This window comes from Aquirufa novilacunae (genome assembly GCF_045310505.1).
In the GTDB taxonomy this organism is placed as follows: Bacteria; Bacteroidota; Bacteroidia; order Cytophagales; family Spirosomataceae; genus Aquirufa; species Aquirufa novilacunae.
In genome coordinates, this window is record NZ_JBEWZG010000001.1 from 1 (window position 1) to 2,695 (window position 2,695).

Sequence of the window (2,695 nt, forward strand, 5' to 3'; positions counted from 1 at the left end):
GTGTAAATTAATAAAAGGTAAGCTTTCGGGTAATTAGTACTACTCGACTTTGACATTACTGTCTTTACATCTGTAGCCTATCGACCGTGTCGTCTACACGGACCCTTCATGGAATACTCATCTTCAGGTCAGTTTCGCACTTAGATGCTTTCAGCGCTTATCTGGTCCCGACGTGGCTACTCAGCTATGCCCTTGGCAGAACAACTGATATACCAGCGGTCAGTCCAACTCGGTCCTCTCGTACTAAAGTCAGAACCTGTCAATATTCCTACGCCCACAACAGATAGGGACCGAACTGTCTCACGACGTTCTGAACCCAGCTCGCGTGCCACTTTAATCGGCGAACAGCCGAACCCTTGGGACCTTCTCCAGCCCCAGGATGTGACGAGCCGACATCGAGGTGCCAAACCTCCCCGTCGATGTGAGCTCTTGGGGGAGATCAGCCTGTTATCCCCAGAGTACCTTTTATCCTTTGAGCGATGGCTGTTCCATACTAAACCACCGGATCACTATATCCTACTTTCGTACCTGATCGACTTGTCGGTCTCACAGTCAAGCTCCCTTTTGCTATTGCACTCTACGCACGGTTACCAAGCGTGCTGAGGGAACCTTTGAAAGCCTCCGTTACTCTTTTGGAGGCGACCACCCCAGTCAAACTACCCACCAAGCAATGTCTCCCCTTTGGGGATTAGAATTCCAGTACAAGAAGGGTGGTATTTCAACGTTGGCTCCCCGATGCCTAGCGACACCGGCTCACAGCCTCCCACCTATCCTACACATCCAGTACCAAAACTCAATGCTAAGCTATAGTAAAGGTTCATGGGGTCTTTCCGTCCCGTTGCGGGTAAACGGCATCTTCACCGTTACTACAATTTCACCGAGCTCACGGCTGAGACAGTGCCCAGATCGTTACACCATTCGTGCAGGTCGGAACTTACCCGACAAGGAATTTCGCTACCTTAGGACCGTTATAGTTACGGCCGCCGTTTACTGGGGCTTCAGTTCAATGCTTCGCCTTGCGGCTAACATCCCCCCTTAACCTTCCAGCACCGGGCAGGTGTCAGGCCTTATACGTCATCTTTCGATTTAGCAAAGCCATGTGTTTTTGTTAAACAGTCGCCTGGGCCATTTCTCTGCGGCCACGATTGCTCGTGGCTCCCTTTATCCCGAAGTTACAGGGTTAATTTGCCGAGTTCCTTAGCCGTGATTCACTCGAGCGCCTTAGAATATTCTTCTCGACCACCTGTGTCGGTTTACGGTACGGGTTACTTATCAGTTATACACGCCTAGACTTTTCTTGGAAGTTTACTCACTACACTCGTTTTGGCATTGCTGCCGCCTCTCAAAGACACTATTCCGTCAGTATCTGGTAACCTGTAATCTCCGTCATCTATTTGCCCAATAAGTAAGTACAGGAATATTAACCTGTTGTGCATTAGGTTGTCGCCTTCGCTAGACCCTTAGCCCCCGACTAACCCTCAGTTGATTAGCATAGCTGAGGAAACCTTAGTCTTTCGGCGTGAGGGTTTCTCGCCCTCATTATCGTTACTCATGCCTACATTTGCTTTTCTGAACGCTCCAGCAAAGCTCGTCGCTTCACCTTCTCCGCAGATCAGAATGCTCCCCTACCAGTATATAAATATAATCCAAAGCTTCGGTACTTTACTTGATGCCCGTTTATTATCGATGCCCGCCTCGCTCGACCAGTGAGCTGTTACGCACTCTTTAAATGAATAGCTGCTTCCAAGCTAACATCCTGGCTGTCACTGCAATCAGACTTCCTTAGTTCAACTTAGTAAAGATTTTGGGACCTTAGCTGTTGGTCTGGGTTCTTTCCCTCTCGGACTGGGACCTTAGCACCCCAGCCCTCACTCCCGGGTATATTTTAAGCCATTCAGAGTTCGTCAGGATTTGGTAGGATTTGACTCCCCCTAGTCCTATCGGTAGCTTTACCTGCTTAAAACTTAACCCCGAGGCTGTTCCTAAAAACATTTCGGGGAGTACGAGCTATTTCTCAGTTTGATTGGCCTTTCACCCCTACCCACAAGTCATCCAAATACTTTTCAACGTAAACTGGTTCGGTCCTCCACTCCGTGTTATCGGAGCTTCAACCTGCTCATGGGTAGATCACAAAGTTTCGCGTCTACTCCCACTGACTAAGCGCCCTATTCAGACTCGCTTTCGCTCCGGCTGCTCACGTCAACGTGATTAACCTCGCCAGTGAAAGTAACTCGTAGGCTCATTATGCAAAAGGCACGCCGTCACCCCACGAAAGGGCTCCGACCGCTTGTAAGCGTATGGTTTCAGGGTCTTTTCACCCCCTTACTCAGGGTACTTTTCACCTTTCCTTCACAGTACTCGTTCACTATCGGTCTCTTGGTAGTATTTAGCCTTACCGGATGGTGCCGGCAGATTCAAAGGGGATTTCTCCAGTCCCCCCCTACTCAGGATACCACTACAATTACATAAACTTACCAATACAGGGCTCTCACCTTCTATGGCCTGCCTTCCCAGACAGTTCTCGTTGATTTATATAATCGATATCGTGGTCCTACAACCCCAGTCTTGCCGCAACAACACTGGTTTGGGCTAATCCGCGTTCGCTCGCCACTACTTACGGAATCACTTTTGTTTTCTCTTCCTCTGCTTACTTAGATGTTTCAGTTCAGCAGGTTCGCCTCCTATCTTAAATAGG

General features: G+C 49.0%; 1 rRNA gene (cut by a window edge). It reads right to left on the reverse strand.

The features are described 5' to 3' along the window. Positions 1-13 precede the first annotated feature (13 nt). Positions 14-2,695: ribosomal RNA gene (locus tag V7S74_RS00005) — 23S ribosomal RNA — on the reverse strand (it continues 257 nt past the right edge of the window).